Genomic DNA, 14,258 nt, shown 5'->3' with positions numbered 1-14,258 from the left:
ACAGCGCGGGATACCCCGCTTACAGCCCCGTCGCCGCCTTCACCGCGTCCTCGTGCAGCGACTCGTTCAGCTCATCCACCACGGTGGTCCATGCCGCATCGGCCTGCAGCGACTCGGACAGGAACTGGCGCTGCGCATCGTTCCAGTACGGTGCCTCGACCACTTCCACATCGGTGGCCAGCTGGTGCTCGCGGATGAAGCGGGCGATGCCCTCGGCGCTGGCGTCCAGGCCCAGCTGCAGGAACAGGTTGGTCATGCGCGGTTCGGTGGTGATCATCGTCGGTTCCTGCGGTAAGAAGGGATGCGCCATTATCGGCGCACATAGCCTTGGGGAAAGCCCCGTGGCGAACGTCTACAGCAGGACGACCCCCTTGGCATCCCCCATGAACGCACATATCGCCCCTGAAGACAGCCGCAGCCTGCGGCTCAAGGCCGCCACCCGCGACAGCCATGGCGCCCTGGACAAGCGCATCATGGCCGGTGACATCTTCGCCGACCGCAGCAACTTCGCCCGGTTCCTGCGCGTGCAGTACCGCTTCCATCGCAGCATCGATGCGCTGTATGCCAACCCTGCGCTGGACGCACTGCTGCCGGACCTGGGCGAGCGCCGCCGCCTGGCCCAGGTGGCGCGCGACCTGCAGGATCTGGAGCAGACGCTGCCCGGGGCCGACATCGCGGCGTTGCCGTCCGATCTGGAACTGCCCGCCGCGTTGGGGTGGCTGTATGTGGCCGAAGGGTCCAACCTGGGCGGCACCGTGCTGTACAAGATGGCCGCCAGGCTCGGCCTGGATCGTGATTTCGGCGCCCGCCACCTGGCCGCGCATCCGGATGGCGCGGCGCGCCACTGGCGCGAGTTCACCGCTGCGCTGGACGCGGTACCGCTGAGTGCCAGGCAGGAGCAGCAGGTGATCGATGCGGCCGACGCCGCGTTCCGCAGCGTGCACGGCCACGTCGAAGTGGAATTCGCCTGATGCCTGGTGCCCGCCTGCGGATGCAGCGCTGATGCGTTGGCTCTGGTTCGCGCTGGGATGGTTGATGGTCGGCCTCGGGGTGATCGGCGCGTTGCTGCCGGTGATGCCGACCACCATCTTCCTGATCCTCGCCGTGGGCTGCTTCGCACGCAGCTCGCCGAAGTTCGAGCAGCGCCTGCTGGCGCATCCGCGCTACGGCCCGTCACTGCGGCTGTGGCGTGAGCAGGGTGCGGTGTCGCGCAAGGGCAAGGCGTTCGCCAGTGCCGGCATGGCCGTGGGTTTTGCGCTGTTCTGCTGGGGAGCGCACCCGTCGTGGCGCCTGCTGCTGGGCGTGGGCCTGTTCTTCGCGGTCAGCGCCGGCTACGTGCTCAGCCGACCCGCGCCGCGGCTGCAGCCCCATCCGGTCGTGGAAGTGGACGACGCCAATGATCCGCGTGCGACCCGCCGTCGCGCAGCGACCCCTGATGCTGATGGAAACCGAGACGATGCTGCCTGCTGACCTGGCCCCTGTGGCCGCCCCCGCATTGACCCCGTGGGGCATGTACCTGGCCGCCGACGTGGTGGTGAAGGCCGTGATGATCGCGCTGGCACTGGCGTCGCTGGCCACCTGGACCGTGCTGCTGGCCAAGGGCTGGGAGCTGGCGCGGCAGGCCCGGCAGCTGCGTGCGGCACGCGCGCTGTTGCTGCAGTCCGCACAGCTGCCGACGCAGAGCGAAGAAGCGACCCTGCAACAGGGCGCCGCACTGACGATGCTGGACGCTGCACGCACCGAACTGCGCCTGTCGCAGGAGCTGGACAGCCACGACGGCATCAAGGAGCGCGTCGCCTCGCGCCTGGAACGCATCGAGCTGGAAACCGCGCGCGTGCAGCGGCGCGGTATCGGCGCGCTCGCCAGCATCGGCGCGGTGGCGCCGTTCGTCGGCCTGTTCGGTACGGTGTGGGGGATCATGAACAGTTTCATCGGCATCGCCCACAGCAACACCACCAGCCTGGCGGTGGTTGCGCCCGGCATCGCCGAGGCCCTGTTGGCGACAGCGCTCGGCCTGGTCGCGGCGATTCCCGCGGTGCTGGTCTACAACCATTTCAGCCGCGTGCTGGCCGGCCTGCGGGGGCTGCTCGGCGATCTGTCGGCCGCCGTGCAGCAGCTGGTGTCGCGCGATCTTGATCGTGCCGTCCCGCGTGCCGCTGCGGCGCCGCTGCGCGCGGTGCACTGAGGCGCGACGATGGCGATCAGGACCGCGTCCGACCGCGACGATGCCCCCGAAGAAGCGCACGAGATCAATGTCACGCCCTTCATCGACGTGATGCTGGTGCTGTTGATCATCTTCATGGTGGCCGCACCGCTGGCGACCGTGTCGGTGCCGGTGCAGCTGCCGGCCAGCAGCGCCAGTGCCACGCCGCCCGAACAGGCGCCGGTGTATGTGACTGTGCAGGCCGATCTGTCGCTTCGCGTTGGCGAACAGGCCGTAGCGCGCGACGGGCTGGCGGCTGCATTGCAGGCGGCCACCCACAGTGACACCGCGCAGCGTATCTTCCTGCGCGCCGATACCCACGTGCCCTACGGCGAACTGATGGCCACGCTGGATGCATTGCGTGCGGCCGGTTACCTGAAGGTGGCACTGGTCGGCCTGGAGCAGCGCACGCAATGAGCGGACTGCGGCGCTGGGCGACCAGCCTGGCGATCGTACTGCTGGTGCACGCGCTGTTGATCGGCGCGGCCTGCTGGTGGGTGGCGCGCGCACCGGTGCAGGCTGCAACGGCTCCCCCGGCAGCGCTGACGCTGGAGCTGGCGCCGATGGCGCAGGCACCGCCGGCGCCGCCGCGCGAGGTCGCCACCGGGCCGCTGCAGCAGCAACAGCAGCGGCAGCAGGCGCCAGCGCCAGCCGTGCGTGAGCAACCCAAGGCACCCGTGCAGCCGCAGGGTGAGCTGCCTCCGCCAGAAGCGCCGGAACCAGCGCCCGCGCCGGACAGCGCCGATGCCAACGTCGCGCAGACCAGCGCACCGCCGCAGGTGGCCGCCGACGCTGCCGCACGCTACACCGCGCCGCAGACCACGGCGGGTGAGCGCAGTCGTGCCGAGGCGACCTGGGAAGGACGCCTGCTCGGGCACCTGCAGAAGCACCGGCGCTATCCACGCCAGGCCGAGCGGCTGCGCCAGCAGGGCGTGGTCTACGTGCGCTTTGCCGTGGCCCGGGATGGCGCGGTCTCGGGGTTGAAACTGGGCCGCAGCAGTGGCTTCGCGCTGCTCGACCAGGAGACGCTGGACACCGTGCAGCGGGCCAGCCCGCTGCCGGCGCCGCCGGCCGAAATGGCCGGCGACCCGGTGGAAGTGATGGTGCCGGTGTCGTTCTTCCTGCGTGGGCGGTGATTGACGGTGGGGTCGGATCCCTTTCCGCAGGAAAGGGCTCTGACCCCATCGAGGCCGTCATCCACGCATGGCGCGGATCTACAACAGCGGCACCAGCAGCAGCGCCACGATGTTGATGATCTTGATCAGCGGATTGATCGCCGGGCCGGCGGTGTCCTTGTACGGATCGCCGACGGTGTCGCCGGTCACTGCCGCCTTGTGTGCCTCGCTGCCCTTGCCGCCGAAGTGGCCATCCTCGATGTACTTCTTGGCGTTGTCCCAGGCACCGCCGCCGGTGGTCATCGAAATGGCCACGAACAGGCCGGTCACGATGGTGCCGATCAGCAGGCCGCCCAGCGCGCGTGGCCCCAGCAGCAAGCCGACCACCACCGGCACCGCCACCGGCAGCAATGACGGCACGATCATTTCGCGGATCGCCGAGCGGGTCAGCATGTCCACCGCCTTGTCGTACTGGGGCTTGCCGGTGCCCTGCATGATGCCGGGGATCTCGCGGAACTGGCGGCGCACTTCCTCCACCACCGCACCGGCGGCGCGGCCGACCGCTTCCATCGCCATCGCACCGAACAGGTAGGGAATCAGGCCGCCGATCAGCAGGCCGATGATCACCGTGTGGTCGCTGAGATCGAAGCGGAACTCCTGGCCGGGATTGGCCGCCTGCAGGTTGTGGGTGTAGTCGGCGAACAGCACCAGTGCGGCCAGCGCCGCCGATCCGATCGCATAGCCCTTGGTCACTGCCTTGGTGGTGTTGCCCACTGCATCCAGCGGATCGGTGATGTCGCGGATCTCCGAGGGCAGCTCGGCCATTTCGGCGATGCCACCGGCGTTGTCGGTGATCGGGCCGTAGGCATCGAGGGCGACGATCATGCCGGCCATCGACAGCATCGCAGTAGCGGCGATGGCGATGCCGTACAGGCCGCCCAGCGCGAAGGCTCCCCAGATCGCCGCACACACCGCCACCACCGGCAGCGCGGTGGACTTCATCGAAATGCCTAGGCCGGCGATGATGTTGGTGCCATGGCCGGTGGTCGAGGCCTGCGCCACGTGCTGCACCGGCTTGTACTGGGTGCCGGTGTAGTACTCGGTGATCCACACGATCAGCCCGGTCAGCACCAACCCGATCAACGCGCAGCCATACAGCGCCATCGGCCCATGCACGTTGTCGGACATCAGCCCGGTGGTGATCGGATAGAACGCAATCGCCGCCAGCACGCCGGAGACGATCACGCCCTTGTACAGCGCACCCATGATCGAGCCGCCCGGCTTCACCTTGACGAACAGCGCACCGATGATCGAGGCGATGATCGATACGCCGCCCAGCACCAGCGGGTAGAGCACCGCGTTGGCGCCGGCCTCGGCCAGCATCAGGCTGCCCAGCAGCATGGTGGCGATCACGGTCACCGCGTAGGTCTCGAACAGGTCGGCGGCCATGCCGGCGCAGTCACCGACGTTGTCACCGACGTTGTCGGCGATCACCGCCGGGTTGCGCGGATCATCTTCGGGAATACCGGCTTCGACCTTGCCGACCAGGTCGGCGCCGACGTCGGCTCCTTTGGTGAAGATGCCGCCGCCCAACCGCGCGAAGATCGAGATCAGCGACGAACCGAACGCCAGCCCGACCAGCGCGTGCAGCGCCTGCTCCATCGGCAGGCCCATGCGCAGCAGCAGTGCGTAGTAGCCTGCCACGCCCAGCAGGCCCAGCCCGACCACCAGCATGCCGGTGATCGCGCCGCCGCGGAAGGCGACGTCCATCGCCGCGCTGATGCCCTGGCGCGCCGCCTCCGCGGTGCGCACGTTGGCGCGCACCGACACGTTCATGCCGATGTAGCCGGCGGCGCCGGACAGCACCGCACCGACCGCGAAACCAATCGCGGTGTACCAGCTGAGGAACACCCCGACCAGCACGAACAGCACCACGCCGGCGATGCCGATGGTCAGGTACTGACGGTTGAGGTAGGCGCGCGCACCTTCCTGGATCGCGGTGGCGATCGCAACCATGCGCTCATTGCCGGTGGGTTGGCGCAGGATCCAGCGCGCCGAGACGATTCCGAACAGGATCGCGAGAATGGCGCAGCCCAGCGCCAGTGACAGCCCGTGACGTTCCAGCATTAGACCCCTCCGCAGAATGGATGTAGGCATCCAGTGGCGATGAACGGCACCACGAGGGGGACGACGGGCTGCAGCCTGGAACCAACCCGTACCGACCTTGGTGGTCGTCCGACGTATGGCGGTGTTCAGCATTCCCTGGTGCCTGCAGTATGCGTGCCGCTCTTTGTAGAGTCGAGCCATGCTCGACTGGCCCGTGGGAGCCGCGCCGCATGACCCGTGGGCGCCCTGCCAATGAGCGCGTCGACATGCGCGCGGACCCGCCGCCAGGCAAGGGCATGATTTGCGAGCCACCGGCCTTTGCACCCCGTTAAGCCAGCCTCTGCAAGCCTGCGCGGAGTCCCGATGGAGATCCCCCATGCGCCTGTCCCTGTTGATGCTCGCCGCCCTGGCCCCGGCCGTGCCGGCACTCGCTGCGGAAACCCCGGAGCTGCAGCGTGCCGTGGGCGCACCCCAGACGGTGGGCGCGGTGCATACGCTGCGGCAGATTCCCGAGGCCTGCGCACGCCTGGAAGGTGCGTTCACCGGCGATGCCGCCGCCCCGTACCGCTTCTCCGCCGTGCGTACCAGCGAGCAGTGCCAGCCACGTGCGCGCTTCGTCGACTACACCAAGGCACAGCCGAGTGCCGACAAGGGCTGGAAGCTCAACGATGTGATCCGCGTGCCCAACGCGGCATGCCCGGCGCAGCAGGCGGTGGTGCGGGTGTGGCGCCTGCCGTCGAGCAACAAGGTCGAGCTGGATGGGCAGGGCCAGTCGCGCATCTATCTGGAAGAGGCCAAGAAGCAGGCGGCAGCCGGCCAGATTCCGCAGGTGACGATGTTCGCCGCGCAGCTGCAGATGGAAGGCAAGGCCTGCAATTGAGATGATGCGTGCGCTGCGCCCACGCAGTCGTCCACGTGGTAGTGCCGGCCGCTGGCCGGCATCGGGCTGATCTCACTCCGCCAGCGTCGCCCCGCGCGCCACCAGCAGCTCGCGCAACGCCCTGCGATGGCAGTGCGCTTCGTCCTCGCAGTAGCAGCCCACGCTGAGGTCGCTGTGCTGCGACATCGCGGCCAGCAGGTCCAGCGCGTGCGCGGCATCGGGCGCTTTCATCTCGGCCTTGTAGTGGCGGAAGAACGCAGTCCAGTCGGCGGCGGTCTTCGCCTCATGGGCCTGTTTCACCAGCTCCGCGCTGGGTGACAGAGCCGGGAACCAGACGTCGTACCAGTCCCGTTTCGCGAATTCGCTGCGGGGCACGCCGCGCGGTGGTCGCCGCACGGTGCCGATGCGCAGGCCCTCACCGGGTTGGCGCGGGCTGCCGAGACGAACAACACGCAGTGCCATGATGACCTCCAGGCGGGGCGTCCATCATCCTGCGATGCACGTGCGCCAGGCGTGAACCGCTGGGGAAACGAAAAGGCCCAGGCGCCTGCGCACCCGGGCCTTTTCCCATGCCGGCAGCGGTCAGTTGCCGCGGCAGTCCTTCAGCCACAACACCCGACCGATCTGGTCGTAGCTGTCGACCACGCCGGTCAGCGTTACTTTCTCGCGCGGGCGCAGGGCCAGCGCATACGCGGCCTGGTTGGCTGCGAACGAGCAGGAAATGGCCACACGCTCAAAATCGATGCTGCCATCGCTGGGCAGGTCGAAGCTGGTGTTGTAGGTGCCGCCACTGCGCAGCACGGTGGTGATGCGACCGGTGATGGCGTAGGTCTTGCCCTTGTAGCGCGGCTCGACCGCGGCCGGGTTGTCCTTGTTCTGGTTGCGCAGCTGGAAGCCGAAGCGGTCGGCGGCAATGGTCACCACCGAGGCCTGCGGAGTGGCCTTGGCCGCCTGTTCGCCCGCCTTGCCTGGCTTGATCTGGTTGAGCAGCTTGCACATTTCTTCGCGCACGCCGTCGGCCGGGGCGATGGCGCCCTTGTTGACCTTCACCACCATGCCGACGGTGCCCTGGCCGCCTTCGGAGGTGGCACTGATGATCATCGGAATCGGCTTGTGGGCCATGGATTCCGGCTCTTCGATCAGCATCGAGCCGCCTTCCACGTCCTCGCTGAGGACGTCCATGTTGGCGTTCTTGGCGATTACCCGCATCTGGCCGATGGCGCTGGCCACGGTCAGGTCAGGATGGGTGACCGATGAAGTGAAGGTAGTGCCGACGAAGGGATTGCCCTTCTTCTGGAAGTTGCTTTCGCAGGTCGCAGCGAAGGCCGGCGCGGCAGCACCGCACAGCAGCGCGGCGATCAGGATCGGGTGCTTCATGGTTACAGTCCTTGTGAAATGGCAGCACGGGCCCGGGCCTTGAGGGCCGGGCAGCGTCGAATCTGGCTTGCAGCGGCCCCTTTGCCCCGGGCCGGAGCCCGATTGTGGGGCGCTTCGGCGGCCGCCGCAATGCGCCCTGTGCGCCGCACAGGACGCAGGCACACTTCAGCCCTCGAAGGCCGGCAGCTTCTGCTTCACCGCCACGTTCTTCAGTGTCACGTACTTCGGCAGGCCGTCGGTGCCATAGGGAAGCGGCGCTTCGCCCTTGATCAGCGGCGACAGGTAGGCGCGCGCCTTGGCGGTGATGCCGAAGCCATCGCGGCGGATGAAGCCGGCTGGCATCTTCTTCTCGTGGTTGGCGATCTTCGACAGCGGGGCCGCTTCGATCTTCCAGCGATAGGGCGCATCGCTGCTGCGCACGATCACCGGCATCACGCCGTTCTGGCCCTTCAGTGCCAGCTGCACGGCGGCCTTGCCGACCGCCTGTGCCTGCTCCCAGTCGGTCCTGCTGGCCAGGTGGCGGGCCGAGCGCTGCAGGTAGTCGGGCAGCGCCCAGTGCACCTTCAGGCCCAGCTGGTCCTTGACCCGTGCAGCAAGGTGCGCGGCCACGCCGCCCAGCTGCGAGTGACCGAACGAGTCCTTGCCGCCGCCTGCGTCGGCGACGAAGCGGCCATCTGCGGTCGCGATACCTTCCGACGCCACCACCACGCAGTAGCCGACGCGCTCGACCACGGCCTTCACCTTGGCCAGGAACGCGGCCTCGTCGTAGGCGCGCTCGGGCAGCAGGATGATGTGCGGTGCTTCGTCATCACCGTTGCCAGCCAGGCCGGCGGCCGCGGCCAGCCAGCCGGCGTGGCGGCCCATCGCCTCGTAGATGAAGACGCGGGTGGAGGTCTCGGCCATCGCCGCAACGTCCAGCGCCGCCTCGCGCACCGAGACGGCGGTGTACTTGGCCGCCGAGCCGAAGCCGGGGCAGGTGTCGGTCACCGCCAGATCGTTGTCGATGGTCTTGGGCACGCCAATGCAGGTCAGGTCGTAGCCGGAGGCCTTGGCCAGCTGCGAGACCTTCAGCGCGGTATCGGCCGAGTCGTTGCCGCCGTTGTAGAGGAACCAGCGCACGTCGTGCGCGCGCAGCACCTCCAGCAGGCGGTCGTAGCGGGCGCGGTCGGCGTCCAGCGATTTCAGCTTGACCCGGCACGAGCCGAAGGCACCGCCCGGGGTATGGGCCAGCGCGCGGATGGCCGCGGCACTCTCCTTGCTGGTGTCGATCAGCTCCTCGCGCAGGGCGCCGAGGATGCCGTTGCGGGCGGCCAGGACCTTGATGCCCTTGGCCCGCGCCTGCTCGATCACCGCCGCCGCCGTGGCGTTGATGACGGCGGTGACACCGCCGGACTGGGCATAAAGGAGAGTACCGTTGCGCATGCTTCTACCTGCTCGGGGGAGGGGACATTGCAGGGACATTACCCGGATGCGGTAAAGTGGCGCTATTGCGGTGCAGCGATACCGGACCGTCCGGGACGCGAACCTTCTTTGTTTTCAACACGTTGGAGTCAGGTCAATGCGATTGGTTCTGTTGGGACCGCCCGGTTCGGGCAAGGGGACACAGGCGACGCGCCTGAAGGAAAAGCTGGGCATCGCCCACATTTCGACCGGTGACATGCTGCGCGCGGAAATCGCCGCCGGCACCGAGCTGGGCAAGCAGGCCAAGACGGTGATGGATGCCGGCAACCTGGTGTCGGACGACATCCTGCTGGGCATGCTGGAGTCGCGCCTGACCCAGGCTGATGTCGCCAAGGGCTTCATCCTCGATGGCTACCCGCGCAACGTGGCCCAGGCCAATGCGATGGACGGCCTGCTGGCCAAGATCGGCCAGCCGCTGGACGCCGTGGTGCAGCTGGACGTGGCCACCGAGCTGCTGGTGGATCGCATCGCCGGTCGTGCCAAGGAGCAGGGCCGCGCCGACGACAATCCGGAAGCGGTGCGCCAGCGCCTGCAGGTCTACAACGAGCAGACCGCCCCGGTGGTCGATTTCTACGCCGGCCGTGGCACCCTGGCCCGCGTCGATGGCGTCGGTGAGCTGGACGAGATCGAAGCCCGCATCCTGGCGGCGATCAAGGCCTGATCCGGCCGGGCCGGCGCGAATTGCCGGCTCCCCGGGCGCAAAAAAACACAGGCCTGGTCCGCGAGGATCAGGCCTGTGTCGTTTGACAGGCGCCAGCGAAGGGCTTGCTCAGGGCCCCGCAGCATGAGCTCCCTTGGGGATGGCCTCTTGGGGAGTAGGACCGGTTCGGGTACTGCGGCTGGCAGTTCGAATTGTGTCCGGGTTCACAGAACATCGCTATCGGGAATTCCCTGACAGCTGATTGGAGTTTTCTCACATCCCGTGTAGGGGTTGTCTTACCCGATAGCGGACATTGGCCCTATACAGCCGTCATCGGTCACAATCCTCGGTCATGAGCAGCGTACATATCCTTGCAATTGCCGGCACCTTCATGGGCGGCGTGGCCGCCCTGGCGCGGGAACTCGGGCATTCCGTCAGCGGCAGCGACCAGGCCATCTACCCGCCGATGTCGACCCAGCTCGAACAGCTGGGCATCACCCTGGACCAGGGCTACCGTGCCGACAGCGTGCCGGCCGGCACCGACGAGGTGGTGATCGGCAACGCGCTGTCGCGCGGCAATGCCGCCGTGGAAGCCGTGCTCGATGCCGGCCAGCGCTATATATCCGGTGCGCAGTGGCTGTCCGAGCAGGTGCTGCCGGGCCGCGACACGCTGGCCGTGGCCGGTACCCATGGCAAGACCACCACCACCACCATCCTCACCTGGCTGCTGGAAAGTGCAGGGCGCTCGCCCGGCTTCCTGATCGGCGGCGTCGCCGAGGATTTCGGAGTCTCCGCGCGCCTGGGCCAAGGCCGCGAGTTCGTGGTCGAAGCCGATGAGTACGACACGGCCTTCTTCGACAAGCGCAGCAAGTTCGTGCACTACCGGCCGCTGGTGGCCATCCTCAACAATCTTGAATACGACCACGCCGACATCTTCCCGGACGTGGCGGCGATCCAGCGCCAGTTCCACCACCTGGTGCGTACCGTGCCCGCACGTGGGCGGCTGATCGTCAACGGCGAGGATCAGCGCCTGGCCGAAGTGCTGGCGATGGGCTGCTGGACCCCGGTCGAGCGGTTTGGTTTCGATCCGTCGCTGGAGTGGCATGCCGAGCTGCTGGCCGCCGATGGCAGCGCGTTCCGCGTGCACCATCGTGGGCAGGCGCTGGGCGACGTGCAGTGGTCGCTGCTGGGCCGCCACAACGTGCTCAACGGGCTGGCCGCGCTGGCCGCTGCGCATGCAGTGGGCGTGGCGCCGGCCACGGTGATCCCGGCGCTGGCGCGCTTCCGCAGCGTCAAGCGCCGCATGGAAGTGATCGGCAGCCATGGCGGCATCACCGTCTACGATGATTTCGCCCATCACCCCACCGCGATCGCCACCACGCTGGAAGGCCTGCGTGCCAGGGTCGGCGATGCGCGCATCGTGGTTGCGATGGAACCGCGCAGCAACTCGATGCGGTTGGGCGCACATGCGCAGGCACTGGCACCGTCGCTGGCGCTGGCTGATGAAGTGGTGTTCCTGCATCGCCCGGAACTGGCCTGGGATGCCGCTGCGGTGATCGCTGCGGTACGTGGTGACGCCCACGCGGTGCCGGATACCGACGCATTGCTGGCGCAGCTGCAGTCCAGCGTGCGTAGCGGCGACCACGTGGTGTTCATGTCCAACGGTGGCTTCGACGGCGCCCCGCGCCGCTTCCTCGCCGCGTTGCAGGCCCGATGAGCGTCGACAGCCCGCTGCCGCTGTTTCCGCTGCACACCACGCTGGTGCCGGGTGCGGCGGTGGGCCTGCGTGTTTTCGAGCGCCGCTATCTGGACCTGGTCCGCGACAGCGGCCGCAGTGGTGAGGGGTTCGGTGTCTGCCTGATCCTCGATGGCGAGGAAGTCGGTGCACCGGCGACGCCGGCGGCCTATGGTGTGCAGGTGCGCATCGAAGACTTCGATGTCGGTGCCGATGGCGTGCTGCAGCTTCGCCTGCGCGGCACCCGCCGTTTCCATGTGGAGCGTACCCGCGTGCGCGACAACGGCCTGGTGGTGGCCGACGTGCGCTGGTGCGAGGAAGACCCGGACGACGAACTGCGACCACAGCACGCGCTGCTGGCCACGGTGCTGGGGCACATCATCGAACAGGCCGGCGAGGTTTATGCGCCGGCCAACCCGGCGTTGCTGGACCAGGCCAGCTGGGTCGGCTGGCGGCTGGCCGAGCTGTTGCCGCTGAGCGAGCAGCAGCGCCTGCAGCTGCTGCAGATGGACGACCCGCACCAGCGATTGCAGCAGTTGCTGGGCTGGATGCCGTAGCAGCCTGCCTTGGGTGGGTGTGCACCTTGGTGCACACGCTGGGGCATGCGTGGAATGCCATCCACGCACGGCGTGGATCTACTGTAGAGCCGAGCCTATGCTCGGCTTGATGGTTCCCGCGAAGAGCGGCCGAGCATGGGCTCGGCTCTTCAGTGGGTGATCGCGCACCGGTGCCGGTCAGGGCGCCGTGGTCTTCAACCGCAGCACCGGCAACCCGGTTTCGCTGTGCACATCCTCGCGCTGCGGCAGGTCCTGCACGGCGTCCTTCACTGCGTTGAGCGCCGGGTCGACGCCACGCAGCGGGTGCCACATGCCGATCCACTCGAAATGACGCTCGTAGCGCAGGGTCTGCGCACTGCCCAGCCATAGCGGCGTATTGCCCGGTTGCAACTGCGCAGGGGCTGGCCACAGGCGCAGTACATAGCGCTCATCGCGGTGTGTACCCGGGCGCACCATCAACAGCGCTTCCACGCGCGTGTCCAGCGTGGCTGGCAGCACCGGCAGTTCGTCGGCACCCGTGTTCTTGTCCAGCATCAGCAGCGCCTCCTGCCAGCCGGCCTGTTCCTGCCGCTTCCAGCCGCGTGCTTCCAGCTGCGCCTGCAGCGGGGCCAGCGGGCCCGCCACCTGCACGTCCAGCGGCCAGCGCTGGTCGTCGTCGAACTCGTTGCGGCGCGCCGGCAGTGTCGCCCAGTCGTGCTGCCACCAGGCCTGCATGTCCATCGCCTGCGCCGCCGGCAGGGTCGGCTCGAAGCGTTCCAGCTTCACCGGAATGTGGCGCGGCGCGTACCACATCGCCGCCACGGCGAAGACACCGTAGAACAGCCACGCCACCGGCTTCACCCAGAACGAGCGGTTGAAGCGGCGGCGGTAGGCGATGCCCAGCACCAGCAGCCAGAACGTGCCGAACAGCATGCCGCCGATCACATCGCTCAGCCAGTGCGCGCCCAGGTACAGGCGCGAGAAGCCGATCAGGCTGACCACGATGCCCGACACCAGGTACGGCCAGACACGGGTGCGGCCAGGCATCTCGCGGGCGATCAGCACCGCGAAGAAGCCGAAGGTGATGGTGGCCATGGTCACCGACACCGACGGGAAGCCAAAGCCACTGCTGGCATCGACCGGTCGCACCACATCCACCGTTGCGCCGAGCAGCATGGTCAACGCCAGGCCGAAGGCAAGCGCGGCCAGCCAGTGCGCGGCTGCCATCCAGCGGCGGCGCCAGATCAGGTAGCCCATCGCTGCAGCGGTGGCCGGCAACAACACCTGCCAGGCGCCCAGCGATGCCAGCGCGGCCATCGGGTAATCGGCCAGCGGGTTGCGCAGCGCCAGCATGGCCTGATGCACCAGCAGGTCGATCGCCAGCGGCTCGCCATGGGCGACCACCACGGTCAGCAGCGCGAACCAGCCCCAGCCCAGCACCAGCAGCATCAGCGCCAGCATCGCCAGCGGCACCGACTCGCGGCGCTTCGGGTCCAGCACACCGACGGTGTAGCGGCCCAGCGTCGGGTGTCGGTTGGACCAGTCCAGCAGCCGCGCCAGCCAGTTGTCCATGCGCGCGGCCGACCAGCGGTAGCCGTACAGCACGATGGCCCAGACCAGGCCGAGGATCACTGCCAGCAGGCCGACCACCACCACCAGGCGCCCTGCGACGGCGGCCACCGCGTCGTAGGCCTCGCCGAGCACCCAGCCCGGTGCCAGGAACAGCACCGCCCACGAAATGCTGGCGATGCCACTGGCCTGCATGTAGCGGCTGGCCGGCATTTTCATCATGCCGGCGATGGCCGGCACGAACGGCCGGATCGCGCCCACGTAGCGTGCTACCAGGATGCTCTTGAAGGCATTGCGGCGGAACAGGTTTTCGCCGCGGTCGAGCAGCTGCGGGTAACGGCTGAAGGGCCACACGCCACGCAGGCGGTCACCCCAGCGGCGCCCGATCCAGTAACTGATGCCATCACCGGCGAATGCGCCCAGTGCGGCTGCCGCCACCGCATACGGCCCGGAGATCTGGCCCAGCCCGATGAACACGCCCACCGCGAACAGCAGCGGCAGGGCCGGCACGATGGCGCCGAGAATGATCACCGCATCGCAGAAGGCGATGAGGAAGATAACGGCACCCGCCAGCACGGGGTGAGCGGCAATCCACGCGAGGGTGGCGTCGATCCATGAAGAGTCCATTGCCCGATT

15 protein-coding genes are annotated in these 14,258 nt (G+C 68.2%); 9 read left to right on the top strand and 6 right to left on the bottom strand.

The annotated features are described in order from the left end of the window. Positions 1 to 19: 19 nt before the first annotated feature. Positions 20 to 277 (bottom strand): DUF2789 domain-containing protein, encoded by a 258-nt coding sequence (locus QP609_RS17155; RefSeq protein WP_006390068.1) that lies wholly within the window; start codon positions 275 to 277, stop codon positions 20 to 22. Between the two features lie 106 nt (positions 278 to 383). Between QP609_RS17155 and QP609_RS17150 the strand changes: the two genes are divergently transcribed. From QP609_RS17150 to QP609_RS17130, 5 genes are read left to right on the top strand one after another with little or no spacing between them, the layout of a single operon-like run. After that, positions 384 to 971 carry a biliverdin-producing heme oxygenase gene (locus QP609_RS17150; protein ID WP_075076023.1) on the top strand — a complete coding sequence of 196 codons (588 nt, stop codon included), beginning with the start codon at positions 384 to 386 and terminating at the stop codon, positions 969 to 971. Between the two features lie 31 nt (positions 972 to 1,002). Then, positions 1,003 to 1,470 (top strand): YbaN family protein, encoded by a 468-nt coding sequence (locus QP609_RS17145; RefSeq protein WP_053495203.1) that lies wholly within the window; start codon positions 1,003 to 1,005, stop codon positions 1,468 to 1,470. Then, complete coding sequence (gene exbB / locus QP609_RS17140; protein WP_014648318.1) at positions 1,457 to 2,185, top strand: tonB-system energizer ExbB; 729 nt, start codon at positions 1,457 to 1,459, stop codon at positions 2,183 to 2,185. The genes QP609_RS17145 and exbB overlap by 14 nt, the downstream gene beginning before the upstream one ends. A 9-nt stretch (positions 2,186 to 2,194) precedes the next feature. After that, the gene (exbD, locus tag QP609_RS17135) at positions 2,195 to 2,620 is read left to right on the top strand and encodes a TonB system transport protein ExbD (protein ID WP_053495202.1); all 426 of its coding nucleotides are present in this window, start codon (positions 2,195 to 2,197) and stop codon (positions 2,618 to 2,620) included. Further along, on the top strand, positions 2,617 to 3,339 hold the full coding sequence (locus tag QP609_RS17130) for an energy transducer TonB (protein ID WP_126411337.1): 723 nt from the start codon (positions 2,617 to 2,619) through the stop codon (positions 3,337 to 3,339). The genes exbD and QP609_RS17130 overlap by 4 nt, the downstream gene beginning before the upstream one ends. Positions 3,340 to 3,417: 78 nt before the next feature. On the opposite strand, the gene QP609_RS17125 is transcribed toward QP609_RS17130, so the two are convergent. Beyond that, positions 3,418 to 5,445 (bottom strand): sodium-translocating pyrophosphatase, encoded by a 2,028-nt coding sequence (locus QP609_RS17125; RefSeq protein WP_032956016.1) that lies wholly within the window; start codon positions 5,443 to 5,445, stop codon positions 3,418 to 3,420. Positions 5,446 to 5,800: 355 nt separating this feature from the next. Between QP609_RS17125 and QP609_RS17120 the strand changes: the two genes are divergently transcribed. Continuing rightward, the gene (locus QP609_RS17120) at positions 5,801 to 6,304 is read left to right on the top strand and encodes a hypothetical protein (RefSeq protein ID WP_197621495.1); all 504 of its coding nucleotides are present in this window, start codon (positions 5,801 to 5,803) and stop codon (positions 6,302 to 6,304) included. Positions 6,305 to 6,376: 72 nt separating this feature from the next. Here QP609_RS17120 and QP609_RS17115 read toward each other — a convergent pair whose 3' ends face one another. The 3 genes from QP609_RS17115 to QP609_RS17105 form a co-directional block, all read right to left on the bottom strand. Next, positions 6,377 to 6,766: a DUF488 family protein gene (locus tag QP609_RS17115; RefSeq protein WP_197621494.1), complete on the bottom strand. Its 390-nt coding sequence runs from the start codon at positions 6,764 to 6,766 to the stop codon at positions 6,377 to 6,379. Positions 6,767 to 6,886: 120 nt separating this feature from the next. Further along, positions 6,887 to 7,681, bottom strand: a complete 795-nt coding sequence (locus QP609_RS17110; protein WP_046432358.1) for a hypothetical protein — start codon at positions 7,679 to 7,681, stop codon at positions 6,887 to 6,889. Between the two features lie 165 nt (positions 7,682 to 7,846). After that, positions 7,847 to 9,103 carry a 6-phosphofructokinase gene (locus QP609_RS17105; protein WP_014648312.1) on the bottom strand — a complete coding sequence of 419 codons (1,257 nt, stop codon included), beginning with the start codon at positions 9,101 to 9,103 and terminating at the stop codon, positions 7,847 to 7,849. A 136-nt stretch (positions 9,104 to 9,239) separates the two neighbouring features. On the opposite strand from QP609_RS17105, the gene QP609_RS17100 reads away from it, so the two are divergent. The 3 genes from QP609_RS17100 (at position 9,240) to QP609_RS17090 (ending at position 12,074) form a co-directional block, all read left to right on the top strand. Then, entirely contained in the window at positions 9,240 to 9,803 is a 564-nt protein-coding gene (locus tag QP609_RS17100) for an adenylate kinase (RefSeq protein WP_032956019.1), read from the top strand. A 331-nt stretch (positions 9,804 to 10,134) separates the two neighbouring features. Further along, on the top strand, positions 10,135 to 11,499 hold the full coding sequence (mpl, locus tag QP609_RS17095; RefSeq protein WP_014648310.1) for a UDP-N-acetylmuramate:L-alanyl-gamma-D-glutamyl-meso-diaminopimelate ligase: 1,365 nt from the start codon (positions 10,135 to 10,137) through the stop codon (positions 11,497 to 11,499). Continuing rightward, positions 11,496 to 12,074: an LON peptidase substrate-binding domain-containing protein gene (locus QP609_RS17090; RefSeq protein ID WP_197621493.1), complete on the top strand. Its 579-nt coding sequence runs from the start codon at positions 11,496 to 11,498 to the stop codon at positions 12,072 to 12,074. The genes mpl and QP609_RS17090 overlap by 4 nt, the downstream gene beginning before the upstream one ends. Positions 12,075 to 12,251: 177 nt before the next feature. Here the strand turns inward: QP609_RS17090 and QP609_RS17085 are convergent, their stop codons facing one another. Continuing rightward, positions 12,252 to 14,249: a bifunctional DedA family/phosphatase PAP2 family protein gene (locus QP609_RS17085; RefSeq protein ID WP_046432354.1), complete on the bottom strand. Its 1,998-nt coding sequence runs from the start codon at positions 14,247 to 14,249 to the stop codon at positions 12,252 to 12,254. Between the last annotated feature and the right edge of the window lie 9 nt (positions 14,250 to 14,258).

The sequence above is a fragment of the Stenotrophomonas sp. 8(2023) genome (assembly GCF_030345295.1).
Lineage (GTDB): Bacteria > Pseudomonadota > Gammaproteobacteria > Xanthomonadales > Xanthomonadaceae > Stenotrophomonas > Stenotrophomonas muris.
Note: the sequence above shows the minus strand (reverse complement) of the source record. Positions and strands in the feature narration are given on the sequence as shown.